Raw genomic sequence first — 25,269 nt, forward strand, 5'->3', positions numbered from 1 at the left:
CTTAAAGGATTGGTATTTGGTGATAGAGGTTATATCTCTAAGGATAAGGCTCAATTACTTGAGCAACAAGGATTAAAGCTTATAACTAGGTTCTGTGCACAAAAATTATGTTAATTTTTTTAATGGGATTAATGGGATTTCTAAATCAATTTTTTAGTATCCTTGCTTTAAAAAAAATCTCTGAAACAATATACTCATCACTATTACTTACATCAATAATATTAAGTTCAATTATTGATATTTTCATTTTTAGAACAAAGATGGAACCAACCCAAATACTAGCTATATTTATTATGATATTTGGAATCTTACTATTTATAATTACAAAACATAAAAAAGCATTATGAGCATTATAATTTCATTTTTTGCAGGAGTAATTACAGGTTTATATACCCTACCTCTTAGGTTCATAACTGGAAATAAAAATAACATCTGGTTTTTATTTTGTATTTACTCTTATCTAAGCATACCAATATTAACTTTATTTATTATTATAATATCTCACAAAATATCTTCTAATGTCCCTATATTAAGTATCATATATGCATTAATTGTTGGTATATTGTGGGGATGTGGCATGTTATTTTTTAGTCTTTCACAGAAAAGAATTAACGTATCTACAGCTTTTATAATTAATATAGCTGTATCAATATTTTTAGGTAGTCTTTTTATAAAAATCATATCTAAAAATAGTCTAAGTACTTATAGTTTATTTTTTATCTATATCCCAATTCTAATAGCTGTCACATTATCTATTAATAGTAAAAATAACTCTTTTAAATATATATTTTTTGCTCTAATAGCTGGATTTGGATCTGCTATACAAGGTATAGGATACTCATTTATAATTGGCTTACAAATACAAAAAGAAGTTAAATATATACTAAAAACATCTTTACGTAATAATATATGTATAGCATTAATGGGTTTCTTTTTTTTCATTCCTGTAATTATATACAGCTATGCTACTCACAAAGAGCCTGAATACGCTTCTCTTAATTGGATTGCTTTTATGATATCTATTATAATATCCTCGAACATTCAAAACTTTATATTAGAGAAAAATATATCCGCAAAAAGAGTTCTAGCTATTATTATCTTCTTCATATCTTGTGTTTTAATGACTATACTTAACTAACTATTAAAATATTTGATAGAGATAAACTTATGTCTACAGAAAAAGTTTTTAGAAAAAAGTTAGCAATATGTCATCATATAATTCATCACTATGGCTGGGATGATTTACTAGCTACACATATATCTGCAAGATTACCTGATGGTAATATAATTATAACTCCACACAACGTTTCTTTTGATAAAGTTACTAAGAATAATATAGTTACTGTAACACCTGATGGAAAAATCATCTCAGATAATGGCCACAAAGTGATGCCTCAAGCAGCTAATATACACCTAGAGACATACAAAGCTAGAGATGATATAAATGCTATAATCCATACTCATAGTAAATATGCTGTTATCTTGTCATCACTAGAATGTGGTATGCAGTTTACTAACCAACAATCACTAAGATTTTATGATGATATTTCATATCATCACTACGATGGACTAGCACTAGATAATGAAGGCAAAGCTATTGCAAATAGTCTTGGTGAAAGAAATAGTATGATGATACTTGATAACCATGGAATAATAACAACAGCAGAATCAATAGAAAAAGCTATCTATAAGCATTATTATTTTGAGCAATCGATAGAAATAGAAGTAAAAACCCTATCTAGCGGTCAAAAGATTAAACCAATTCCTCAAGAGGTATGTCAAAAAACTTCACAACAGTTTGCTAAAATTAACACCTGTCATATTGAGTTTGAAGTATTTAAAAGAATTACTAAAAAATATAGATGATTATTTAACAATAACTTTATTTGTCTTCTTAGAAAGAGCCTTTTCATTTATCTCTATACCAAGACCCGGAACATCAGGAGCTTCAAAATAGCCATTTACAGGCTGAGGATCTTGAATACAAAGCTCTCTATTAAAATCTTTAAGAGCATAAGTGTGATGTTCATGAATTATAAAGTTTGGAATAGCTGTTTCTAAATGTAAGCTCGCTGCTGTAGCAATAGGTCCTCCACAGACATGAGCTTGAATCTTAACATCATACATATCTACATAATCACAAACCTTTTTAGCCTCTGTAAGACCTCCACATAGACCAATATCTGGTTGTAAAATATCTATAGTTTGCTTCTCAATATACTCACGCACACCATGCCTTAGATATAATCTCTCACCAGCGGCTATTGGAACACGTAGTTTATCCTTTAGGGGTTCATGTAATTTACTATTTAAGTAGTTAACAGGCTCTTCAAAATATAGACAGTTGAAATCTTCTGCTATTTCACCTAGCTGTAGAGCTGAAGTTAAACTTGGTAAGCTATGGCATTCAAAAATAATATCACCATTTTCTCCAAGTACATCACGTATAGCTTGCATTCTTTCTCGAATTAAATTCAAATGATCTCGACGAAATGGTAATGTACAATCATAAAGAGTATCACCTTTATGATCAAACATCATTGGATCAACTTTTATTGCATCATACCCTTCTGCTACAGCTTTCTCTGTAGCTTTAGCATAGTCTTCTGGTTTATATAATGTCTTACGCTCATATTCATCCCAATCAAACTGTAGCTGACTAGCATATGTTCTAAGTTTCTTATTAGTTTTACCACCAAGAAGTTGATACACAGGTACTCCTAAAGCTTTTCCTTTAATATCCCATAGCGCAATATCAATAGCACTCATCGCTGCATATACAACAGGGCCGCCTCCAAGTCCCCAAAAGCTTTCTCTCAGCATCCTATCCCATAGTCTTTCACTTTCAAATGGATTAGTACCTATCACCATTTCTTGTGCAAATTCTCTAATCATATTTGCTGCTGCAGAGTGTCCTAAATCATAAGCTAACCCTGCTTCACCAACTCCTGTGATACCTTCATCTGTAATTACTTTTACAAATACTGGTGACCAAGCAGGTCTTTTGTCACAATATACATCAAATATTTCTACTGCTACTATTTTCATAATTTAAACCTTATTATTTTAATTTTTAAAATAAATTCTTTGTGCTACATTTTTAAAGACATTTTCTGATATCCTATCATTATTAATATATGTATGTAAAAAACTCTGCCAAAAATTATAATTATTTTGATGAGAAACTGGAAAATTTGACCCATAACACAACTGCGTATCATGTATATTTTCAAAGACAAAATCTAATGCCTTGTTAACATCAGAAAAATCATTGTTAAGCTCGGAGCCTGATAGCTTTATATTCCAGTTAGTATTTTGCTTAAATTCTTTTATCAAACTGAACCAGTTCTCTAGGCTATTTTTATTATTAAATATTGGCAGTCCAAAATGTTCGACTACCATGACTACTTGAGAATTATAAATACAATCCAGAATTTTCAAAAATTGTTCTGGATACATCTGTGCTTCAAAGACTAAATTATTTTGTTGTAAAATCCTTAATTTATCTTCTAAATCATTTGGAATATCTTTAGCAAATGGATTATAGCTGGATTTATCTGTTTTCGCCATGATTTGACGGACACCTACAATATCCTTATGCTCTTTCAAAATGTTAATCTTTTTCTTAAAGCTATTAAGATCTAAGGTAAAATCAACAAAAGCCACTACTTTAACACTTTTATCTAAAAATTTTGATTTAAGCCATTTATACTCACATAATGGATCAAGTGCTTCATTATGAGCCTCTATATGTACAAAGGCATCTGCATTCAAATTATTTGGTGTGACTAAATATGGAAAGTCTGTGGTTTTAATCCAATCATTATAGCCATTTTCAATATCCCAAAAATGTATATGTGAATCAATAGTATTCATCTAAACCATCTAACTATCTTGTGATCTTTATCTAAATTATATACTTATTTATTTTTTTTAAAAAAAGCTTTACAAATAAAATTTTAGGAATTATAATACATGAAAATTAAAACATATATTATTATTCATATTTAAAGAGAGAGGAGAAAAATATGACTAGACAAGATATAGATAATGCACTTGCTAAATGGAAGGATGGTTTATTAGAAATATCTAAAACTTATAGGGAAGGAGGAGACTATAAGCAATTAGCTCACGATCTTATCAAAGATATATATGCTTATGATAATAGTGAAGTTCTATTTAAACCTACGTTAGCTTCTAAAAAAATGTTTAGAGGTGATTTAGAAGGTGCAGTATCTTATTTTGTTGCAGGTAATGATAACTACAGCGAAGATAATGGTTTTGCTATTAGCCCTTGGGCACAACTAGAGTTTGAAAATGCTGGATACATTATCGAAGATAATATTGGTATGGTTATGGGTAACAAGCACCTGACTCAAACTGATGGTACAAAAGTTATTGCTAATTATACAATGGCATTCAAACCAAATGAAAAAGGTGAACTACAAATCGTACTTCATCATTCATCTTTACCATATACTCCAGTATAATAACTGTTAGATAAATAATTAATTACGAATTTTCAATGGCTATAAAGAAAAATCAAAATTGGACTTTTTTAACAAATCACTCACACGTGTTATGTCTCATTAATAGTAACCCAAACATCACTATTAGAGATATGGCTATCAAGGTTGGGATCACTGAAAGAGCAGTCCTAAATATACTTAGTGACCTAACCGAGACAGCCTACTTAACAGTTACTAAAGTAGGAAGAAATAATCATTATAAAATTAATAAAGAAAAAAGATTACGCCACCCCATTGAAAACCACTGTACTATTGATGATTTTTTGGAACCATTAGTAGCCAAAAAATCGTAGCAATTCATTTCTAAAAAGCTTAAGATTTATAAAATGAAAACTTTTATATTATAAATATGCTTGTACAGATCATAAACTCAATACTTCCTATATTTATTATTATTTTTGTTGGTTGGTTGACTGGATACCTAAAAATAGTTGGTGAAAATGCTCATCAAACCTGTGCAAAAATTGTCACAGTATATGTATTTCCAGCATTATTATTTATGCAAACAGCTACTGCAAGACCAGATCAAATATTTGACCTTCGTTGGATGTCTGCATTTTTGATTTCTATTGCTATTATATGGGCTGTTTGCTTTAGTGCAAGTATCTTTATTTTTAAAAAGTCTAAGAAAAATAGTGTTATGCAAGCTATGATAAATACCTTTACAGATATGGGAGGCATGGGAATTCCATTCTTTATGAGTATTATAGGTTCAACAGCTCTTATATCAGTAGCTAAAGCTAACTTTGTAATATCTCTAACACTTATTCCTTTGACTATATTTCTTTTGGAGCTTTATTCAGGATCTAATGAATCTAGAAAAAATATAATACTATATGCACTATCTCACTCGCTTAGAAAACCTATGTTCTTAGCTGTAGTATTTGGTGCTATTATTAGCCTCTTACATGTATACACAATGATACCAACACCTATTACTGATTCAATAAATAATGCTTCAAAAGCTTGCGTATTTATGTCGCTATTTACAGTTGGTTTAGCTCTATATGGAATTAGACTCCATCTAAGTAAAATGTTTATCTTTAACATAATTATGAAAAGCTTAGTTAGCGGATTTATTGCTTGGGGAGTTGTAATTCTTTTTGGAATCACTGGTAATTCTGCTAAAGAACTCGTTTATTTGGTAGCTATGCCAACAGCAACAATAGCGACTATATTTGCATTACAATGGCGCGCAATTCCAGATGAGGCTACAAGTTTATATCTGGTATCAACAGTTCTATCTATTATCACACTACCAATGTGGATGTTTCTATTAGGTTAGATACAATTAGATTATGAAATTTATTTCAAAAGAATAGATTCTATTTTTTCTAGCTTTGATAACTTATCTTCAAACCTAGACAAATCATCTTTTAGATCCATAAGGCTACTTAGAATATTCATTGTTGTTTCCTGCATTTTTAATGCCTTATTTCTATCTCTAATTATATTTAAGTCATTAAATAATTTTCTCGTTTGAGCTATTGCATTATCAACTCTGTCTAATTCTTTCAATTTATACCTTTTAAGAATAAAAATTTACTATTTTGCTTTGTAATATATCCGAAACATTTCAGTTTTTCAAAGGTATTTTGGATTAAATATTATTTTTTAATTTCACTAATAAATTGTGGGAAATATCTTTGTAAAACATAATGTAAAATACCCATAAATGCATGTGCGTAAATATATATCTCAACTGGGTCAACCAGTGTTTTATGTATCTCTTCTAAATCATGCATATAAGGAGACTGCCAGTTCCAAGCTGTAAACCAAAAAAACCCAGAGACCCATGCTATAGTTAATGCAAGTAAGCCAAGGCCTTGAACTATTGCAGCAAGACTACCACTTCTAGAGTTTGGTAGTTTAAATTTACACAGTTCAGATAAGTCTACTTTGATAGCTGAATAGTCATTATACAAATATGGAAAGTAATAGCGCAACCCCCTCTTATCTAAAGCCATAATAACTAACAACACACTTAAAGCACATAGTGATAGACCGCAAAACATATGTAAATACGCCCAAGCGTTAAGTCCAAACTTAACATGCATAAAATTACTATCTATAATCTGCAAAATAACAGCCATACCAACAACAATATGTAGCATACGAAAGTTTTTATCTTGAGATTGACCTAAATACTCCCAAAATGATTTTATAAAAGAATATATTTTTTTAAAAAATTTCATTTTTCTTACTCACTATCACCCATAGCATTTTCAACCAAATTATTATCAAGCTCTTTTTTCGGTTTTATATTTGATATTACTTTTAACTTCTCAACTTGACCAATTAAATTTCCACGACCTGTTTTTAGCTTATTAAAGGCATTTTCATAAGATTTATTAGCATCATTTATAGATTTACCAACCTTTTCTAAATCATCTACAAAACCGACAAACTTCTTATATAACTCTTCTGCCCTACTATATATATCTGTGATGCTTTGAGCTTGCTTTTCATAACGCCAAGTATTTTCAACTGCTCGTAATGCCACTAATAAAGTTGTAGGACTAACTAAGATTATCTTTTGCTTAAATGCTTCATCGTAAAGGTTAGTATCATTATCTAGAGCTAGTAATAAAGCTCCTTCTACAGGTATAAACATAAATATAAAATCTAACGAATTTATACCTTTTAAATTTTCATAGCTTTTATTTGCAAGACCTTTTATATGCTCGCGTATTGATCGAATATGAGCTTTAAGGTGGGCTTGTTTTTGCTCTTCATCCGCTGCCATATAATCATTGTATGCAAATAGCGAAGTTTTGGCATCTATAATTATATCTCTATTATCAGGTAGCTTAACAACTACATCAGGACGATATGCTTTACCTTCATCATCTGTAGTATGCTTTTCTCTAAAATACTCAAAGCCTTCACGAAGACCTGATTTCTCAAGGACATTTTCAAGCACCATCTCACCCCAGATACCCTGTTGTTTAGTACTACTTCTAAGAGCATTTGTGAGATTATGAGCTTCAGCAGTCATTTTTTGGTTTAACTCTTTGAGAGTTTTTAACTCATTCTGTAAAGCTCCTCTAGCAATAGACTCTTTATCATAAACTTCTTCTACTTTTTGCCTAAAATCTTTAAGCTGCTCTCTCACTGGACTTAAAATACTATTTAAGCTCTCTTGATTACGCTCATTAAGCTTTTTTGAATTAGCTTCAAAGATCTTACTAGCTAAATTCTCAAATTCTGTTTTTAATTTACTCTCACTATTTTGTAATAACTCTAGTTTATCTTGCATAGCAGCATTTTGCTCTTTAAGCTGAGTTTCAAGCATTGATACTTGAGACCTATAGCTTTTTATCTCTTCGATATAACTATAAGATTTCTCTCTTTCTTCTTTAATCTCTTGTTTAAGTTCATCTATTCGTAAGGTATTATCTTGTTTCAATTCAGAATTCTTTTGTTTCTCTTGAGTAATTAGTAGATCAAAAGTTTCACCTTTATTACGCTGTACTAATAATTCATTTTGTATAGATTTTTTTTCTTCTTCATACGTCTTACGAATATCTTCAATCTGTTTTGATTTCTTACTTAATATTAAAAAGCATACTATGATTAGAACTATAACTAACACTATTAGTGCTACTAAAAAAATCATTTATTTCCCTTATTTAAACCCTAAATATATTAACTTTGATATTTTATATGTTAGTTATAATTAAATATATAGTACTTATAAAACTTTTAAGATTTAATAGTAATAAACTTTTCTTTAGGTAAAAGTATAAAAACTAATGAAAATATAGCTAATGTTACTGGAATAGCATACATCGCATTTTTCATAACAGGTAAACTAAGCTGATTTGTAATATCTGATGTTTGTAAGCTCATTATTAAACCAATTAATATCTGCATTATCGGCCCTCCACCCATATTTAAAGTATTAGCAGAGCCTTGTACAGATGCTTTTGGAAATTTACTAAACTTACGGCCAAGAAATGCAAAAATCATGGTATTAGCATTTGTAATAGCTCCAATTAAAAATAAAATAGATATAACAATAAACTCTGAAGTAAATATTCCATTTATTAGAATTATAAATAACCCAACCGTTACAAAACCACATAAAACTAATAAGTATTTAATGCTTACTAACTTATCACTTAGCCAACCAAAAAATATAGCTCCAAATAGTCCACCAACAGTAATTACAGAAACAAGGTATGCTGCTTGAGTTGGATCAATATGATAGGCCTTTTGTAAATAGTTTGGCCCCCATAAAGCCAAAAATGCTGTTTGAGGTGTACTTAAACATCCCATAAATATAGCTACTATCCAAAATAGTGGTGATTTTATCAAGCATTTAAGGTCTTTTAGAATCGTATATAAAGTTTTTGTTTTTGCTAAGCATTTTGCTTCTCGACAACATACGACCCAAACAAGCATTAAAATAGTCCCAAATATTGCCGCAAGTATATATGTTTCTCGCCAATTCCCAAGATAGTTTGTAAGCTGTAGCCATGGTCCTTGCCCGATTAATGCTCCTATCATTGCCATTAACATAGTTAAACCAATAAGGGTTCCTGAATGTTTGACATTCTCAACAGATAAAGCAAATATACCGATTATCGCAAAAGCAGATCCACATCCCATAAAGATCCGAGCAATTATTAATACTTCTAGATTAGGGGCTAAAGCAAACATTAACGAACCTATCGCTAAAATACTCATAGCTACTATCCAAGTTTTATATAACCCAAAACGATCGATTAAAATACTCGCTGGGATCATCAAACCAATATATGCAAAATAATAAGCTGATGATAACGACGCCAAATGATTAGCTGATAAATGATATTGATTCTGTAAGTTAACTAGAATAACACTATCAGATAATCTTAATGCATATTCATAAATAACATATATCCAACCAACTAAAAAATATCTCATTTTAATTTCTCCAGCTGAATATCATTCTTATGTGATCAAATATTTAACGCTTTGATTTAATAGACCCTTGCAAAGCTTTACGAATTGCTTCAGCTGCTGTCTTAGCATCTCCTATAGAACTACGAATCATTTTTTCAGCATCTTTTTGCTTATAGCCTAAAGCTAATAATGCATCTACTGACTCATTAAATATAGAGTTTGATATAGCAGCTGGGGTTGGTGCTTGTTCAGAGCTTGATTCGATATTAGTCATACTAGAGCCATCTGCTTCACCATAGATCTCATTAGCCATCTTTAATAACTTATCATAAATCTCTACAACCAAACGCTCAGCCGTTTTTTTACCAATTCCCGGTACTGTAGCTAATAAACCATAATCTTTATTTTCAATACAATGTAAAAGAGTCTTTGAATCCATACCTGATAGAATAGCCAATGCTGTTCTAGCTCCTATACCGCTTACTTTGATTAGCTCTTGGAAAACTTTCTTATCAACTTTTGACTTAAATCCATAAAGCTGCTGAGCATCTTCTCTAACCACAAAATGTGTGTATAAGCTTATAGTTGATCCTGTCTCACCTAATGAATAAAAAGTAGTCATTGGTACAAAAACTTCATAGCCTAAACAATTTACATCAATCAATAAAGCTGTTGGATCTTTCTCAATCAATATACCTTTTATAAAACTTATCATCGATAATATTCCCTAGTCCTTTTGAACTGTTGATAATTTTAAACTTATTAATAATGAAATTAAAAATGCTATTGGTAGAATAATTAATGCTACAGAAATATTTAAATCAAAATTATGTACTAAAGTACCAACGATAATTGGTACAACAAATCCTGATAGCATTACTACAGTATTATTAATACCAAAAAATATTGATTTAGGCTTTTCTTCTCTATAATTAGCGATAACTGTAAATGACAGTGTTTGGCCTGCAGCTGCACAATCTATCAAAAATAATAAAGCCATGCTTAAAGTTTGATTTAACTTCAAAATAAGCAGTAACGAAACACAAACTAAACCAAGTACAGACACTACTGCTAAGATATTCATCTTATATCTAAGCTTATCATACATAAGACCGAATATCGGACTTCCTATACCAAGACCTAACCATAGAAAAGCAATTGCATAAGAAGCTTGAGTCACATTTAGACCTTTAGTTTCTAATAAAGTTACACCCCAAATAGCCCCCAAAGTAGGTATAGTACAATAGATAAAAAATGCATATATATAAACAGTAATTAACTTTTTATTTAATAGATTATTTTTTATATCATTAGTAATTTCATTATCACTTAAGACTTTAGTACTTTTAGGACTTTCTTTAACAATCAGTATGATCAAAACTGCTAGTATTATTCCTACAACAGCTGCAATAAATATTACCAATCTCCAACTATTTAGATAGCTAATAAAGAATAATAACGGACCACCTGCTAGAATCGGTCCCATAGTACCAAGAATTTGTGTTGAGCCAGACAATATCCCCATATATCGCATTGGAAACCACTGTGTAGATATTATCAAGAGTCCTAAAAAGCCAAAAGCTGCCCCAACCCCCATCAAACACCTTGCAAATACTGCGACATCTAAGCTAGGTGTGATCGAAAAAAGTAAAGCCCCTAAAGAACACATTATAGCAGCAAAAAATAATGATTTTTTTATACCAAACTTATCAAATATAAATCCTACAGGTACTTGTAATAATGAATAACATAAGTAAAAAGCTCCCCCGAATAAAGAGAAACTAAAAGCTGTCGCATGAAAGCTATTAACAATATCTTGATGTAAAGAATTTGGTAACACCCTTAGAAAAAATTCATAAAAGAAAAACATTGCTCCAACAAGCCATATTGTACAAGCTCTAAGATAGTATTTTGTATTCATATAAAATATATAGAAATATTGCCAATAGATCCTATTATAGGTATCACTTATGATATTGACAAACCTTTTTGAAACTTTATTTAATTCTTTTCTGAGCCACTCTACTTGCTCCAGATATTTTTGCTAAAGATTTACTACTGTGATAATGACAAATTGCTATTGCAAGAGCATCTGCTGCATCTTCTGGTGGCTTTTTGCTTAATCCTAACAGTGACTGTACCATATGCTGAACTTGAGATTTTGCAGCACCTCCAGTTCCCACAACTGCTTGCTTAATTTGTTTTGCAGAATACTCGCTAACCTCTAGGTTGTTGATTGCTAAAGTGCACATTGCCACCCCTCTAGCTTGACCTAGTTTAATAGCTCCCATCGGGTTTTGAAACATAAAGATTTGTTCTATTGCTGATTCAGTTGGAGCATATATATTTATAACCTCTGTTATACCATCAGCAATTTGTTTTAGTCGTCTAGCTGTTGCTGTTTCTGTAATACGAATACAGCCACTAGCAACATAGTATATCTTGTTAGCTTGAACCTTAATAACTCCAAACCCTGTTATCCTTGAGCCTGGATCTATTCCTAAAATAATCATTTATTTTAAAAAGTCTTTTATAACTAGAAAAATTTTATTACAGATAGATACTAATAGATAGAAGCATATATAAAATTAAAGAAATATTTGTAAAGACAAGTCGTGACTTGTCACTAAATAAAACAGTAATAATAAAATTAACCCAACTGCTCCATTAACTCTTGAGTAAAGTTAGCATTAGAATAAACATTTTGTACATCATCTAGATCTTCTAGCTTATCAATTAGATTTATAACTTTCTCAGCAGTTTCAACATCTAAATCAGCCTTTGTCTCAGCGTCAAAAGTAACCTCTGCACTTTCAGAATTAAAGCCTTTCTCGATTAAGGCTTCTTGTACATCTGAAAAATCTTGAGGATCTGTAATTACATCAATACTACCATCCTCATGAGTGATTACATCTTCAGCACCAACCTCTAATGCTACTTCCATAAGCTCATCTTCATCAACTCCTGGCGCAAAAGATATAATTCCTTTTTTAGTAAACATATATGCAACTGAGCCATCTGTACCAAGATTACCACCACTTTTTGTAAAAGCATGGCGTACTTCTCCAACTGTACGATTGCGATTATCTGTCATACAATCAACCATAATAGCTACACCACTTGGGCCATAGCCTTCATAACGTACTTCTTCAACATTAGAACTATCATCACCACCAGCACCTTTTAATACAGCTCGCTCAATAGTATCTTTACTCATGTTATTTGCTAAAGCTGTAGCTATTGCTGCTCTAAGTCTTGGGTTGGCATCCTTATCACCACCACCTAGTCTTGCAGCAACAGTGATTTCTCTAATTAACTTAGTAAAGACCTTACCTCTTTTTGCATCTTCTTTTGCTTTTTTATGCTTAATATTAGCCCATTTACTATGACCTGCCATTTTTACACCTTTATTTAATACTTAAATATAACTAACTATTTTTTCTACTAATTTCTCAATACCTTGTGATGCTTCTAATATATTTTTAGCACACATATAAGCAGGCGTTGATACTACTTTTGAACTTTCATCAACACATATATCTGTTGCATCCATGATTACTGCCTCAGCACCTTTTTTTTCTAATATTGATGAAGTATTTGGATCAGTACCAACAGTAGCCTTTGTACCTTCTGGATATACCAAAGGTATCATTAATGGTGCTATACATATATATCCTGCTGGCTTATCAGCTAGATAAAACGCTCGAGCAAAAGTTAAAACATCTTCATCCATTTTATAACTTTCATCACCAACAAAAGCAAAATCCATAATATTTTTTGCAGCGCCAAATCCACCAGGGAAAATCACCGCATCATAATCATCACTATCAGCTTCTACTATATCAATAACATTTCCTCGTGTTATACGAGCGGACTCTTCTAATATATTTCGAGCAGATGCTTTATTATCAACTGACTGATGTAAATGATTAACAACATGCTTTTGATTTTTATTTAGAGCAACACCTTGCCATTCTAAGCCATTTTTTTCTAAAGCTAATATTGTCAAGACAGTTTCGTATATTTCTGAACCATCAAGATATCCACATCCAGATAATACTACCGCTACTTTTGCCATTTTATCTCACCTTTATTTTTTATTTTGATCTTACAAATCTAGATTATTTCTTTTGAAAACCCTATCAGCTCTATAACTTGATCTAACCATTGGTCCTGATGCTACCTCTAAGAAACCTTTTTCTAAACCAATTTTACGATACTCTTCAAACTGTTGCGGAGTTACAAACCTTTCTACGCTTAAGTGATGTCTTGTTGGCTGCATATATTGTCCAAGAGTAATAATATCTACGCCAACTTCTCTAGCATCATCCATAGTTTTATAGATTTCCTCATCAGTTTCACCAAGTCCAACCATAATGCTAGTCTTAGTTAAAACCTTAGGAGATTTTTCTTTAACATACTTTAAAAAATCTAGTGTCTGTCTATATCCAGCTCTAGGATCACGTACAGGATGAGTCAAACGCTCAACTGTTTCAATATTTTGAGCTATCACATCAACTTTTGTATTGATAATCTTATCAACATTTTCTTTAACTCCTGCAAAATCTGGTGTCAAAGCCTCTACTTTAATATTCTGATCAACATTTTTTATAGCCGTAATAGTCTCAGCATAGTGACCGGCTCCTCCATCTTCTAGATCATCTCTATCTACAGATGTAAGCACTACATATTCAAGATTCATCAACCTAACACTTTCTGCTGTATTTTTAGGTTCATCTTTATCAAGCCATCCCTTAGGGTTTCCAGTATCAACAGAGCAGAATTTACAAGCTCGAGTACATACAGCTCCCATTAGCATAATTGTTGCAGTACCATGAGACCAACACTCATTTATATTAGGACACTTCGCCTCTTCACATACCGTAGCTAATTTATGTTTTTTGGTAATTGATTTTACTTTTTGATACTCTTTTGAATCTTGTCGCTGTACTTTTAACCACTCTGGTTTACGTATCTGTACAGAATTTTCTTTCTTATTCCTGATACCATCCTTTACAGCATGAAAACCATGATCAGTTGTATACTTATTACCACTTTCAATCTTTACTTTTATACTAGATATTTCTTTCATAACATTTACAGAATATTTGATGGGACTATAATTTTTAGTACATTATAAGATATTAACTACTAATTATAAATATTTAGTTTGATATTATACTGTATAGCAAATATTATTCAGCAATAAATTTGAACATCTAAGAAAAAATCATTACACTCTTCTATGAATATACTAAAATAAGGAGTGATTAAACTATGTTATCAACAAAATTATTAGATGCACTAAATGAACAACTTAACTACGAGCTTGAATCTGCAAATATTTATTTAGCTATGGCAGGATATACTGAAGATCTAGGATTAGGTGGATTCTCTAACTGGTTCATGGCTCAATATGAAGAAGAAGTTTTTCATGCAAAAAAAATCATGAGATTTATAAACGATAAAAATGGCCGTATAAATATAAGAGCTATCGCAGCACCTCAAAATGAGTTTAAGTCTCTACTTGATGCCTTTGAAAAAACTCTTGAGCATGAAATAGAAGTTACAAAGAAATTCTATGACTTAATGGATCTTGCTTTAGAAGAGAAAGAACATTCAACTAAAAACTTCTTACAATGGTTTGTTGATGAGCAAGTAGAAGAAGAAGCTACAGTTTGCGATATGATTAATAAGATTAAACTTGTCAAAGATAGTGGCTTATACCTTCTTGATCAAGAAGCAGCTAAAAGAACTTTCAAATCTCCTACTGCTATATAAACCTTTATACAAAATCTATATTTCTTGCCTTCATATATTTTATCATTGCAAATGTTACAAAGCAGATAACTATACCAATTACTAATATTGTAGTTCCAATATCTAAAAAATAGTTTTGGTATATTTTAGCACTTGTAAGAACTGATACACCATCTTTTGGTAAAGCAACAACTTGATTTAGTAACCCTGTTATTGAATTAGACAAAGATGCTGCTATATACCAAGCCCCCATGGCAAATCCCATAGTTTTAGGATCACAATATATTCCAATCATACTTAAACCAACAGCACTTACAAATAACTCTGCTATTGAGAGTAAAACATATGTAAGCCCAATATAGTTACCATTTATAATACCTGTTGAGGTATTTAAAAAAGCATAGTATAAAACTAATAATGAAATTGCTGATAATAACACCCCTACAGCAAATTGATATGGTATATAAAACCTTGGCATACGAGGATAGATTCTAATTAAAAGCATTCCTCCAAGAATTATTACAATCGAATTTATTAAATTATAGCTTGCTGGTTTTATTGTTAAACCTAATAAGTTCAAATTAGAGTTATTTTTGGCTAACAATATCAAAGTAGAATTCATCTGATTATAAACAACGAAGAATACTACAGCAATTACAATTAAAAATAATCCTATTACCTGTTTAATTCTTACCTCAGCTTTTAAGCCTATTACTGTTCTTGCTAAGAATGCTAATAAGCAAATAATACTAATCGTGCCTAATATAACATTAGCTTGATTTGGAATTTGATAAAATATAAGAGTTAATAAATAAGCCACTACCAAATATGAAATTACCATAAGTTTTGATTTAGTTGGCATAGGCTCTTTATCAATCTTATCAACAACATCATCATACATGCTAAAACGATAATAAAAGTTTAGAGCTGCTATGGTCTTACCAACAAAAACTATTGCTAAAATTGCTAAAGCTCCATATTCATAACCTATTAATATTGGTGAAACAGTAAATGCTATTAAGCCTCCTAGATTTATAGCAATATAAAATGAAGTCATAGCACCTTTAGCTGCTTTGAAATCTGTACTATATATTTTAGATACCATCCCAGATGATGTACCTAAAAATAACGATGTACTTGCTGGAATCAAAGCATAAGAAAATATAAAAAACTCATTTGTATATTGAACAAAAAATCCACTTATGAAAATAAGTAAATAACTAAAGGCCATAAGTAAGCTACCTACTAAAATAGCTCTTCTTAACCCTAGATATCTATCTGCTACATATCCTCCTATCATTAATATAGCATATCCCATAGCTTGGCTAACCCCTTGAAATGAGTAAGCCCGATGCTCTGAAAAACCTAAACCATAGTGAGCTGTTGATTTGGTTAGATATAAGATTAATATAGATAAAAGGCTATAACTTGCAAACTGTCCCCAGAATGTAATAGCCGCAATAGTAAAGCTTTGCTTAGATTTTAGATCTTTAAACATTATGATTCCTTTTAACAATAAATTTTATATTAATCTTTTTTTATAAAGAAATAAAACATAAATTAACAAATCTGTTATTTTTTAACTTCTCATTGTTCTGTTTATCTAATCTCAATAAATGATATAATTAGTCAAACTATAAAAACTATACAAATAACTATGAAAATATATCTCTATCATCATTGTCCTTTTTGTATAAAGGTAAGACTAGTAGCTGACTTAAGTAAACTAGATTATGAAATGATTTTCCTAGCAAATGATGATGAAAAATCTCATATAGATAGAATTGGATCTAAACAAGTACCTTTTTTAGAAAAAGATGATGGTAGCTTTATTAAAGAAAGTGATGAAATATGTAACTACATTGCTAAATTACAAAATTTTGAAATAGCTACATCAACTATAGATAATATTGTTAAAGAATATATTTCTGAGCTAGCTCCTCATTATCGTAGAGTTGTGTACCCTCGTATACCTCATCACCCAGCTAATGAATGTGACTTTCCTACACAAAGTGCTAAAGACTATTTTATAAATAAAAAGTCTCAATATATTGGTGATATGGATACTCTCCTAAAAAACCCTCCTTATGATTCAATTAAATCCATAAATGAACTATTAGAAAAAATTGATCCTTTTATAAAAAAACCTTTTATTAATGGCGAGAGCTTCTCTTGGGATGATATCAATATATTTCCAATATTCTTTATTCTAACAATGGCTAAAGGACTAATTGAAATACCTAACAATATAACTAATTATATAAAAAATATCGAAAACAAAACAAACATAGAATTATATTAATATGATTACATCAGTAAATTCAATTGATAAAGTATTGCCTCAAACTCAATGCCAAAAATGTACTTACGAAGATTGTTACAGTTATGCAAAAGCTATAACGAATGGTGAAAAACACAATAAATGCATTACAGGTGGACAAAAAACACTTAAAGAATTATCAAAACTATTAAATAAACCTGAGATTCCACTAGATAGTTCACTAGGTCAGGAGAAGCCTCGAGCTGTTGCAAAAATTGATGAATCAATGTGTATTGGCTGTGAAAAATGTTTACAGGCATGTCCTGTTGATGCAATATCCGGTGCTAAAAAACTAATGCACACAATTATTGAACCAGAGTGCACAGGTTGTGAGCTCTGTATTGAACCATGTCCAATGGATTGTATATCTCTAGTTGATATTGCGCAAGAAAGACAGCCCATAAATCTATCTAAGAATGAGTATGAAGCTCAAAAAGACTATTATCGTGACAGATATAATTTTCATAAACAACGAGTTGAACAATCAAAATCTAAACAAAGAGATGTTTATAAAAATATTGCCACAGCTCAAGAAATGGATAAAAAAGCCTATATAGCTGCTTCATTAGCGAAATTTAGAAATAAAAAGAAAAAATCTAACCTAGATGAATAAACAAAAAAGAATTCAAATTTTTGAAACTTGGAAACAAAATGATCCTAACCCAACTACAGAGCTTGAATACACGAGTAATTTTGAGCTTTTAATAGCTGTAATCTTATCTGCTCAAGCTACAGATGTTAGTGTCAACAAAGCGACTGAAGTTCTATATAAAATTGCTAATACTCCCGAGCAAATATATGCATTAGGTGAGCAAAAACTAGCTGAATATATAAAATCAATTGGACTTTATAAAACCAAAGCTAAGAATGTCATAGCTACATGTAAGGATCTTATTGAGAAATTTGATAGCCAAGTACCAGATAATTTTGATGATCTAATTTCTCTAGCTGGTGTAGGAAGAAAAACTGCTAATGTAGTTTTAAATACTGCTTTTGGTAGACCTACTATGGCAGTTGATACTCATATTTTTAGATTGGCAAATCGTATACCTCTTGCTAAAGGTAAAAACGTTAATGAAGTTGAGAAAAAACTTCTTCGCGTGATACCTAAAGAGTATCTTCAAGATGCTCATCATTGGATAATCTTACATGGTAGATATATCTGTACTGCGCAAAGACCAAAATGTCGAAACTGTATTATATATGATTACTGTGAATTTAAAGATAAGGAAAAATACATATGATTTTTTCTCAAGATAGAATTCAACTACGTAAACTTTTTATCGATAGCTGGGATAAGTTCCAAAACAAGCAATCATTAACTGCCATTGAAGAGCAAATAGCTAGAATCATAGAGCTGCACCCAGAGTATCACAAAGAAATTGTTTTTGATAATGTTGATAAAGACTATTCTCCAGAAATGGGACAAATAAACCCTTTCTTACATATAAGTTTACATTTAGCTATAATAGAGCAAGTTCAGACTAATCGCCCATTTGGCATAAATGAAACTTACTATAAACTAGTAAATAAATATAATAATGATGAGCATAAAGTTCATCATCTTATGATAGACTATTTAGCTGAAGAGATGTGGAAATCTCAAAAATATAATACTCTTCCTAATGAGAATGAGTACTTGATAAAACTACAAGAATTATTACTTAAATAAATATGAAAAAAAACATAAGCCTTTCAAAAGTAAATATTCATTTTAAACAGCCTAGTGGTATACATATCATTACTTTTATGGTTTTTTGTTTATGCCTAGCTATAGCTCCATCTATAACAGTTCTGAGTCAATATGGTAAAATTGACTTTTTTTATAATCGTGACGATCATCTTTTTGTAATATTCTTTGCTGGAATTTTTGGCTGTATTAGTAACTATTTTTTCGGTTCAACTAAATCAATAGTTCATGGTTTGCAATTTACAATAATTGCTGTTGCATTATCATTTGTGCATAATATGATACTTTTTAGCTGCGCTGCCTTATGGATCGGAATAGCAACTGTTTTAGTAAATTTGATTTTCAACTTAAGTGCCTTTTATTTAAAAACTGATTTACGTCGTTTATATGGATTTATTGGTGTATATTCAGGAGCCTTGCTAGGTATTGCCGTTGGTACTGCAGTGTACTTTATGATTTTCAAGAGCCTTTTCTATTTTAAAATATTCTATCTAATAGTAATTATATTCTTATTAATATTTTTTCTAAAAAATAGTTATCGACTAAATACTTCTTTGACAAACCAAACTGAAAGAGTCAATATTAGCTTTTATGGTGTTCTTACGATATTTTTTATCTTTTCACTTATACTCTTTTATCTTTTTTTACACCTTAAGGTTTTTAGTAGTTTTAATCTAATTATCCTACCTGTATCGTTAATATACTTACATGTTCTGACAGTTTCTAACAATAAAGAAAATGGTATAAATCTTCTAAAATATATCTACTTTAGTTTAGCCTTAATAATTGTAAATAAGGTCATTTATCTTAATTTCTTAAAATATGAGAACTCTATAAACTCTATAAACCCTGCATATTTAAACTCTTCAATTAGTACTTTTCTATTTCTAATAGCTGGTTATCTTATGTGTTTGCTAATATATGCTAGTTGGAGATTTAACCTTATAACGCTAAAAATAGAATCTATTATTAATACTCGTTTGATTAAGTATATGCTATATATAGAAATTATTAGAGTATTTATGATTACAGTAGGTGTTTTTGCTGGCGATAGATTAGTTAATAATCTAATGTTAATATTTGCAACACTTTTAGCTTTAGTATTAAATGTTCTAATAGTACCTATCTATTTCTCGCTTGGTAAAATATTAGCTGGCGGTAAAAACGAAGCAGTCACAACAACTCTGCTCTATCTGATATTCTCATCATTAATATTTGTATCATTCTTATATGATCTTTATATTAGTATTTAAAGTAAACTACTTGAAAAATTCTTTTTAGACTCCATATTTAAGATTATAGATTTATGGTATAATCCATGGCGAGTTAATACTTTATTTACACTATATAAGACTAGTTAAAAGGAGAAAAAATGAATAACTTTGAAAATAACACTCGTGTAATAGACTCTCTATCACAAGAGTCTGCGCTAAGAGCTAATAAAGTTCTTAGAAACACATATTTACTATTATCGTTGACACTACTATTTAGTGCTCTTACAGCATTTATAGCTATGAATACTGGTGCTGCTATTATGAATCCTATTCTAATGTTGGTAGTTTATATTGGTTTATTATTTGGTATTAATGCTACAAAAAACTCACATTGGGGTATTGTTTTAACTTTTGCACTAACAGGGTTATTAGGATACTCTTTAGGCCCAATATTAAACCTATATATCCATCAGTTTAAAAATGGTGCTGAACTAATAATGATGGCATTTGGTACTACTGGTCTTATATTTTTAGGCTTATCTGCTATATCTATGAGTCCAGCTAGAAACTTTAATAGAGTTGGTTCATTCTGTGCTATAGGTGCTATTGTTGCTATTGTTGCTTTAGTACTAAATATTTTCTTACAGATACCTGCTTTAGGTTTTGTAATTTCAATAGTATTTGCTTTTATCTCTGGTGGATTTATCTTATGGCAAACAAATGCTATTGTTAGAGGTGAAGAAACTAACTATATACTAGCTACAGTAAATATATATGTTTCATTATTTAATATCTTTATAACTCTATTGCAAATCTTTGGTGCTGTTGCTGGCGATAGAGACTAATTTATATTATCATTTATCTTATAATTTTCTAATCTAATATTTTCTAATGCTCAACAATCTAATATCTACAAAAGATACTATTGTATCTAATGCTTATGGATCATCTTTTAGTATTTTATTTAATGAGTACCTAAAACAAAATAGTGAATTTAATCTTTTAATTGCTGAAGATTCTCAACAAGGACATAAAATATATGATGAACTAAAATATTTAAATAAAGATTCAAAGATTGAAGTCTTATATTTCCCTAATCTAGAAATACTTCCTTATGATAGATTCTCAGCAGCTATAGATATTATATCTAGACGCCAAGAGATTCTACATAGGCTTACACAGAACTCTAAAAATACTCTTGTTGTTACAAGTATTTCAAATACTTTACGCAAGTTAGCTCCAGCAAAGTTTATAAAAGAGCATAGCCTAATACTTAAAACTGGTCAAATATTAGATATAACTAAGCAAAAAATGCTCCTAGCTGAAACTGGATATACTCTGGTAAACAATGTATTTGAAAAAGGTGATTTTAGTATTCGAGGTAGTATTATCGATATATTTCCAGTTGGATCAAAAATAGCTTATAGAATAGATTTATTTGATGATGAAATTGACTCTATCAAAGAACTTGACACAGAAACTCAACGCTCTGGTAAAGAGATAAAATCAATTAATATAATGCCTTCACATGAGTTAATTTATGATAGTCAAAATACTGATTTAGCACTAGAGAAACTTAAGTTATTCTGTGGTGAAGGTTCTCTAAACTCAACCATTGCAACATATATAGAAAATAATGAATACTTTAATGGTATAGAGTTTTATCTACCATTGTTTTATCAAGAGCTTGCAAGTATTTTTGATTATTTACCAGAATCTGCTAATGTTCATTTAATCGATAATATCAGTAACTCTATAGAAGCTTTTATAGAAGAAGTTAAATTTAGATATGATGAACTTAAGCACGATATTGATAGACCAATACTACACTACCAGGAGCTTTATTATTCTCAAAAAGAAATAAAGACTATTTATGAAAAGTTTCCAACTATAAAATGGTTTCAACAAACAAAATCTAAATCAAAAATACTAAAAGTAAATCATTTAGATAAAATATCGGCAAACTACAAGCTTGCAAATCCATTTAGAGACCTACAACAACTATTAGATAAATCTAAATTTAAAAAAGTTATTTTCTCTACTGATTCAAATGGCCGTGCTGAAGTTCTTCTAGAACATTTAAATAAACTACAGCTAAATATTAAAATTGCCAAAAGTTTTGATGATGCTCTTACAATTGATGATAAGTTTTGCTTAATAGTTTCACCTTTCCAAGAAGGTGTAATTATAGATAATCAAATTGCCTTAATTACAGAAGCAGATTTATTTCCAGAGCATATTCAAAACACTGTTAAGATTTCTGAGCATGATCATCACCCTACTGTTGATTTAAAAGACCTAACTGACCTAAAACCTGGTATGCATGTTGTGCATATTGATCATGGTATTGGTCGTTATGAAGGCTTAGAAAGTATTGAACTTAATGGCAAGAAAGATGAATTCATCTTACTTTTATATGCAAATGATGCCAAAATATATGTGCCGATAACCTCGCTAAATCTAATCTCAATCTATAACTCATCTCTAACTGAAAAAATTGCTCTAAATAAACTTGGTTCAGACAAATGGAGAAAACAAAAAGAAAAGACTATCAAAAAGATTATTGATGTCGCAGCAAATCTTCTTGAAATCTATGCCAAAAGAGAAATGCGTCAGGGTTTTAGTAATTCTCTAGTTGAAGAAGATTATCTAAGATTTTGTGCTGATTTCCCTTATGAGGAAACTCCTGACCAAATTTTAGCAATCAATGATGTATTCAAAGATATGATTTCAGCAAAACCTATGGACAGACTAATTTGTGGTGATGTTGGCTTTGGTAAAACTGAGATTGCAATGCGAGCAGCTTTTTTAGCTACACAAAATCAAAAACAAGTAGCAATATTAGTACCTACAACAATCTTAGCTCAGCAGCATTATAATAGCTTTAGAGATAGATTTGCTAACACTGCAGTAAATATTGAAGTCATAACTCGTTCAAAAACACCCAAAGCACAAGAACAGCTTTTTGAAAGTCTTAAAAAAGGTACTGTCGATATAATTATTGGAACGCATAAATTAATATCATCAAAGATAGATTTTAAGAATTTAGGTTTATTGATTATTGATGAAGAACATCGCTTTGGTGTTGCACAAAAAGAAAAGCTAAAATCATTAAAAGCTGAGATTGATATTTTAACAATGTCCGCCACGCCAATACCACGTAGTTTAAGTATGGCTTTTTCTGCTTTAAGAGACTTATCGATTATAGCTTCTGCTCCTGCTAAGCGACTATCTGTGAAGACCTTTGTTAAAGAATATGATAACAATATTATCCGTGAAGCAGTAAGTCGAGAAACTATTCGTGGCGGACAGATATTTTACTTATATAACAAAGTAGAAACTATTCAAAAGAAAAAAGAGATTCTCCAGGAGTTATTCCCTCGTCTAAGAATAGCCATAGCTCATGGTCAAATGAGTGAAAAAGAGATCCAAAAAATTATGTTTGATTTTAAGCATAATAAATATCACATACTACTTTGTACTACAATTATTGAGACTGGTATTGATATACCAAATGCCAATACTTTGATTATAGAAGATGCCAATAATCTAGGCCTTGCACAACTTCACCAGCTTAGAGGCAGAGTCGGTAGAGCTCATCATCAGGCTTATGCTTATATGCTTATCCCTAGTGAAGCTAGCATAACTAAAGATGCTATTAAAAGATTAGAAGCTATCAGTAGCACAGAATCCTTAGGTGGTGGCTTTACATTAGCTAATCATGATTTAGAGATTCGTGGTGCTGGAGAAATATTAGGCAAAGAACAAAGTGGTAATATTGATGGTATTGGTTTAAATCTTTATATGGATCTTTTAGATAAGACAATAGCTAATCTAAAAGCTGGCAAAGAACTAAATATTGAAGAAGTGATTAACTCAACAGTTTGTGAAGTTGAGCTTAATATCCCTACTCTAATTCCTGATTACTATATCCATGATGTAAATACACGATTAAATATTTATAAACGTATCTCAAAAGCTAATCATAAAGATTTAGTAAATATTAAAATTGAACTTATAGATCGCTTTGGTAGGCTGCCAGTAGAAGTTATGTATCTTCTAAAAGTTGCACATATAAAAATAGATGCAATTGCATTAGGAATCGGTCAAATTAAAATATTTACTACTTCAGGAAAAATTAACTTCTCTGATACAACAAAGTTTGAACCTCAGAAAATAATCAAACTAATACAATCCCAGCCTGCTGACTTTAGACTTACAAAAGAGCAAGATTTATTAATTACAAAAACAACTAAAACTGCTGAGCAAAGAATCGAATTTGTTGAGAATTTGTTAAAAAAGATAAGTTAGGTTCCATGAACAAAATTTTTGCAAAAAGATGTTAAGTGTATTTAAATGGTTTTGCGAAACAAATAACACACTTAACATTTATGGAATATTATATATCAGAATCAAATTGGTCAACAATTTTAACTTTTCTTAGAAATCAAAAAGGCTTAGATACAAAAGATACAGCAAAGCTTAGAAAATTTATAGAAGCAATCTTTTATATTCTAAAAACTGGTGCACAATGGAAATATCTTCATAAAGAATATGGTAATAGTAAAGCTATCCATAAACCTGTTTATATTTATATTATTTTATTTCTCATTCTCATCATTTTATAAAGAAGCTATTGAAGTTAAAATCAGAAGAGATGAGTTTTCTTTAAGTTATCATATAAATTCAATAATATACGTACAATCTAGGAATGGTTGAAAGGAAATATCCCTATATGTCTTATTTAAAACAAAACTCTTCTGCTATAATATATGATCTATCCTGCCAATTGGGTCTTTACAGATAATTGTGTAAATTTTAATTAGGTTATATATTTTAAATATAACAATAAGGGATTTACAGAAT

General features: G+C 30.4%; 28 protein-coding genes and 1 pseudogene. 16 read left to right on the forward strand and 13 right to left on the reverse strand.

Annotated features, from left to right (window positions below):
- The 4 genes and pseudogenes from AB8E56_RS07015 to AB8E56_RS07030 all read left to right on the forward strand — a co-directional run.
- Nucleotides 1–87 (forward strand): annotated as a pseudogene (locus tag AB8E56_RS07015) (IS982 family transposase); the annotation flags it as partial.
- 20 nt (nt 88–107) lie between these two features.
- Nucleotides 108–347 carry an EamA family transporter gene (locus tag AB8E56_RS07020; protein ID WP_369518645.1) on the forward strand — a complete coding sequence of 80 codons (240 nt, stop codon included), beginning with the start codon at nt 108–110 and terminating at the stop codon, nt 345–347.
- Nucleotides 344–1,138, forward strand: coding sequence for a hypothetical protein (locus AB8E56_RS07025; protein WP_329479485.1), 795 nt, complete (start codon nt 344–346; stop codon nt 1,136–1,138). Before AB8E56_RS07020 ends, AB8E56_RS07025 begins: the two co-directional genes overlap by 4 nt.
- Before the next feature lie 29 nt (nt 1,139–1,167).
- The gene (locus tag AB8E56_RS07030) at nt 1,168–1,866 is read left to right on the forward strand and encodes a class II aldolase/adducin family protein (protein ID WP_329479487.1); all 699 of its coding nucleotides are present in this window, start codon (nt 1,168–1,170) and stop codon (nt 1,864–1,866) included.
- Here AB8E56_RS07030 and AB8E56_RS07035 read toward each other — a convergent pair whose 3' ends face one another.
- Both AB8E56_RS07035 and AB8E56_RS07040 read right to left on the reverse strand, forming a co-directional pair.
- On the reverse strand, nt 1,867–3,048 hold the full coding sequence (locus tag AB8E56_RS07035; RefSeq protein ID WP_329479489.1) for a mandelate racemase/muconate lactonizing enzyme family protein: 1,182 nt from the start codon (nt 3,046–3,048) through the stop codon (nt 1,867–1,869).
- A gap of 18 nt (nt 3,049–3,066) precedes the next feature.
- A complete protein-coding gene (locus AB8E56_RS07040; RefSeq protein WP_329479491.1) occupies nt 3,067–3,876 on the reverse strand; it encodes an amidohydrolase family protein in 810 nt (269 codons plus the stop codon).
- A gap of 152 nt (nt 3,877–4,028) precedes the next feature.
- On the opposite strand from AB8E56_RS07040, the gene AB8E56_RS07045 reads away from it, so the two are divergent.
- The 3 genes from AB8E56_RS07045 to AB8E56_RS07055 are packed head-to-tail and all read left to right on the forward strand — an operon-like array spanning nt 4,029 to nt 5,814.
- Nucleotides 4,029–4,490 carry a phosphoribosyl-AMP cyclohydrolase gene (locus tag AB8E56_RS07045; protein ID WP_329479493.1) on the forward strand — a complete coding sequence of 154 codons (462 nt, stop codon included), beginning with the start codon at nt 4,029–4,031 and terminating at the stop codon, nt 4,488–4,490.
- Nucleotides 4,491–4,525: 35 nt separating this feature from the next.
- Nucleotides 4,526–4,822, forward strand: coding sequence for a winged helix-turn-helix transcriptional regulator (locus tag AB8E56_RS07050; protein ID WP_329479494.1), 297 nt, complete (start codon nt 4,526–4,528; stop codon nt 4,820–4,822).
- A 56-nt stretch (nt 4,823–4,878) separates the two neighbouring features.
- On the forward strand, nt 4,879–5,814 hold the full coding sequence (locus AB8E56_RS07055) for an AEC family transporter (protein ID WP_329479497.1): 936 nt from the start codon (nt 4,879–4,881) through the stop codon (nt 5,812–5,814).
- 20 nt (nt 5,815–5,834) lie between these two features.
- Here the strand turns inward: AB8E56_RS07055 and AB8E56_RS07060 are convergent, their stop codons facing one another.
- The 10 genes from AB8E56_RS07060 to lipA all read right to left on the reverse strand — a co-directional run bounded on the left by AB8E56_RS07060 (nt 5,835) and on the right by lipA (nt 14,511).
- The gene (locus tag AB8E56_RS07060; protein WP_329479499.1) at nt 5,835–6,047 is read right to left on the reverse strand and encodes a hypothetical protein; all 213 of its coding nucleotides are present in this window, start codon (nt 6,045–6,047) and stop codon (nt 5,835–5,837) included.
- A gap of 89 nt (nt 6,048–6,136) precedes the next feature.
- Nucleotides 6,137–6,724 (reverse strand): cytochrome b/b6 domain-containing protein, encoded by a 588-nt coding sequence (locus AB8E56_RS07065; RefSeq protein ID WP_329479501.1) that lies wholly within the window; start codon nt 6,722–6,724, stop codon nt 6,137–6,139.
- Nucleotides 6,725–6,729: 5 nt separating this feature from the next.
- A complete protein-coding gene (rmuC, locus tag AB8E56_RS07070; RefSeq protein WP_329479503.1) occupies nt 6,730–8,148 on the reverse strand; it encodes a DNA recombination protein RmuC in 1,419 nt (472 codons plus the stop codon).
- 86 nt (nt 8,149–8,234) lie between these two features.
- Entirely contained in the window at nt 8,235–9,440 is a 1,206-nt protein-coding gene (locus tag AB8E56_RS07075; RefSeq protein WP_329479505.1) for an MFS transporter, read from the reverse strand.
- Nucleotides 9,441–9,483: 43 nt separating this feature from the next.
- Nucleotides 9,484–10,134 carry a Holliday junction branch migration protein RuvA gene (gene ruvA / locus AB8E56_RS07080; protein WP_329479507.1) on the reverse strand — a complete coding sequence of 217 codons (651 nt, stop codon included), beginning with the start codon at nt 10,132–10,134 and terminating at the stop codon, nt 9,484–9,486.
- Between the two features lie 12 nt (nt 10,135–10,146).
- The gene (locus tag AB8E56_RS07085) at nt 10,147–11,340 is read right to left on the reverse strand and encodes an MFS transporter (RefSeq protein WP_329479509.1); all 1,194 of its coding nucleotides are present in this window, start codon (nt 11,338–11,340) and stop codon (nt 10,147–10,149) included.
- 76 nt (nt 11,341–11,416) lie between these two features.
- Nucleotides 11,417–11,932, reverse strand: a complete 516-nt coding sequence (gene ruvC / locus AB8E56_RS07090) for a crossover junction endodeoxyribonuclease RuvC (protein WP_329479511.1) — start codon at nt 11,930–11,932, stop codon at nt 11,417–11,419.
- 137 nt (nt 11,933–12,069) lie between these two features.
- On the reverse strand, nt 12,070–12,816 hold the full coding sequence (locus AB8E56_RS07095) for a YebC/PmpR family DNA-binding transcriptional regulator (RefSeq protein WP_329479513.1): 747 nt from the start codon (nt 12,814–12,816) through the stop codon (nt 12,070–12,072).
- A 21-nt stretch (nt 12,817–12,837) separates the two neighbouring features.
- Nucleotides 12,838–13,497 (reverse strand): isoprenoid biosynthesis glyoxalase ElbB, encoded by a 660-nt coding sequence (gene elbB, locus AB8E56_RS07100; protein ID WP_329479515.1) that lies wholly within the window; start codon nt 13,495–13,497, stop codon nt 12,838–12,840.
- Between the two features lie 30 nt (nt 13,498–13,527).
- Nucleotides 13,528–14,511: a lipoyl synthase gene (lipA, locus tag AB8E56_RS07105; protein WP_329479517.1), complete on the reverse strand. Its 984-nt coding sequence runs from the start codon at nt 14,509–14,511 to the stop codon at nt 13,528–13,530.
- 185 nt (nt 14,512–14,696) lie between these two features.
- On the opposite strand from lipA, the gene AB8E56_RS07110 reads away from it, so the two are divergent.
- On the forward strand, nt 14,697–15,200 hold the full coding sequence (locus AB8E56_RS07110; protein ID WP_329479519.1) for a ferritin: 504 nt from the start codon (nt 14,697–14,699) through the stop codon (nt 15,198–15,200).
- Between the two features lie 4 nt (nt 15,201–15,204).
- On the opposite strand, the gene AB8E56_RS07115 is transcribed toward AB8E56_RS07110, so the two are convergent.
- Nucleotides 15,205–16,677 (reverse strand): oligopeptide:H+ symporter, encoded by a 1,473-nt coding sequence (locus AB8E56_RS07115; RefSeq protein ID WP_329479521.1) that lies wholly within the window; start codon nt 16,675–16,677, stop codon nt 15,205–15,207.
- Nucleotides 16,678–16,836: 159 nt separating this feature from the next.
- On the opposite strand from AB8E56_RS07115, the gene grxB reads away from it, so the two are divergent.
- From grxB to AB8E56_RS07155, 8 genes are all read left to right on the forward strand, one after another.
- Entirely contained in the window at nt 16,837–17,481 is a 645-nt protein-coding gene (gene grxB, locus AB8E56_RS07120) for a glutaredoxin 2 (RefSeq protein ID WP_329479523.1), read from the forward strand.
- 1 nt (nt 17,482) lies between these two features.
- Nucleotides 17,483–18,112: an RnfABCDGE type electron transport complex subunit B gene (locus tag AB8E56_RS07125; RefSeq protein WP_329479525.1), complete on the forward strand. Its 630-nt coding sequence runs from the start codon at nt 17,483–17,485 to the stop codon at nt 18,110–18,112.
- The gene (nth, locus tag AB8E56_RS07130) at nt 18,105–18,743 is read left to right on the forward strand and encodes an endonuclease III (RefSeq protein ID WP_329479527.1); all 639 of its coding nucleotides are present in this window, start codon (nt 18,105–18,107) and stop codon (nt 18,741–18,743) included. Before AB8E56_RS07125 ends, nth begins: the two co-directional genes overlap by 8 nt.
- On the forward strand, nt 18,740–19,171 hold the full coding sequence (locus AB8E56_RS07135; protein ID WP_329479529.1) for a DUF1841 family protein: 432 nt from the start codon (nt 18,740–18,742) through the stop codon (nt 19,169–19,171). Before nth ends, AB8E56_RS07135 begins: the two co-directional genes overlap by 4 nt.
- A gap of 2 nt (nt 19,172–19,173) precedes the next feature.
- Nucleotides 19,174–20,442, forward strand: coding sequence for a hypothetical protein (locus AB8E56_RS07140; RefSeq protein WP_329479531.1), 1,269 nt, complete (start codon nt 19,174–19,176; stop codon nt 20,440–20,442).
- A 119-nt stretch (nt 20,443–20,561) separates the two neighbouring features.
- Nucleotides 20,562–21,248 carry a Bax inhibitor-1/YccA family protein gene (locus AB8E56_RS07145; protein WP_329479533.1) on the forward strand — a complete coding sequence of 229 codons (687 nt, stop codon included), beginning with the start codon at nt 20,562–20,564 and terminating at the stop codon, nt 21,246–21,248.
- A gap of 46 nt (nt 21,249–21,294) precedes the next feature.
- A complete protein-coding gene (mfd, locus tag AB8E56_RS07150) occupies nt 21,295–24,714 on the forward strand; it encodes a transcription-repair coupling factor (protein WP_329479535.1) in 3,420 nt (1,139 codons plus the stop codon).
- An 80-nt stretch (nt 24,715–24,794) separates the two neighbouring features.
- Nucleotides 24,795–25,031 (forward strand): transposase, encoded by a 237-nt coding sequence (locus AB8E56_RS07155; protein ID WP_329479537.1) that lies wholly within the window; start codon nt 24,795–24,797, stop codon nt 25,029–25,031.
- Nucleotides 25,032–25,269: the final 238 nt, after the last annotated feature.

Origin of the sequence: Francisella sp. 19X1-34 (assembly GCF_041102755.1) — a bacterium.
Taxonomy (GTDB): Bacteria; Pseudomonadota; Gammaproteobacteria; order Francisellales; family Francisellaceae; genus Francisella.